The 595-nt window shown below is 61.0% G+C and carries 2 tRNA genes and 1 pseudogene; 1 reads left to right on the top strand and 2 read right to left on the bottom strand.

The features are described from left to right. A pseudogene (locus J3T95_RS09135) lies at positions 1-321 on the top strand (hypothetical protein); the annotation flags it as partial. A gap of 78 nt (positions 322-399) precedes the next feature. Here the strand turns inward: J3T95_RS09135 and J3T95_RS09130 are convergent. Further along, positions 400-480: transfer RNA gene (locus J3T95_RS09130), tRNA-Leu, on the bottom strand. Between the two features lie 41 nt (positions 481-521). Beyond that, positions 522-594, bottom strand: a tRNA-Thr gene (locus J3T95_RS09125). Position 595: the final 1 nt, after the last annotated feature.

Genomic DNA, 595 nt, shown 5'->3' with positions numbered 1-595 from the left:
TGGCCCGGCAATAGCAGTACGGATGTCACTGTGGGTGACCAGGGCTTGTGGCAGGCGGTTCCGCCTGAGGGCGTCAACAAGGGCGGGTTCACGGCGCAGGTGCTTTCCGATGATGCTGAGGGCGCTGACGCCCAGGGCAGGTTCCAAGGAGGAAACGAGTCAGCCGTCGTGTCGCAGACGCTGGAGTTCCGTCCTTCCAACTCGGCCCTGCCGTTGACGGGCGGGTGGCCCCTGGCCGTGTTCAGGATCCTGCTGCTGATGGCGCTTGGCCTGGTCGGCTTCGTGGCCTGCCTGAGGAACAAGCAGGAAAACCGCCACTGACTCCGGTAGCATCAGCCAGGGCCTGTACCCACTTCCACGGAATCAGGAAGCGGGAACAGACCCTGGCCTTAATACCTGTGCGCGAGATGGGACTCGAACCCACACGTCCGAAGACACAGGAACCTAAATCCTGCGCGGCTACCATTACGCCACTCGCGCCTGCTGCATACCTAACCCCTGCAAAGGGCAGCTGTCAAAAGAGCCACTTGACAGAATCGAACTGTCGACCTTCTCATTACGAGTGAGACGCTCTGCCAACTGAGCTAAAGTGGCC

The sequence above is a fragment of the Bifidobacterium sp. B4079 genome, assembly GCF_026537385.1.
In the GTDB taxonomy this organism is placed as follows: Bacteria; Actinomycetota; Actinomycetes; order Actinomycetales; family Bifidobacteriaceae; genus Bombiscardovia; species Bombiscardovia asteroides_I.
The sequence above is the reverse complement of the archived record's forward strand: the minus strand, read 5'-3'. Positions and strand labels throughout refer to the sequence as shown.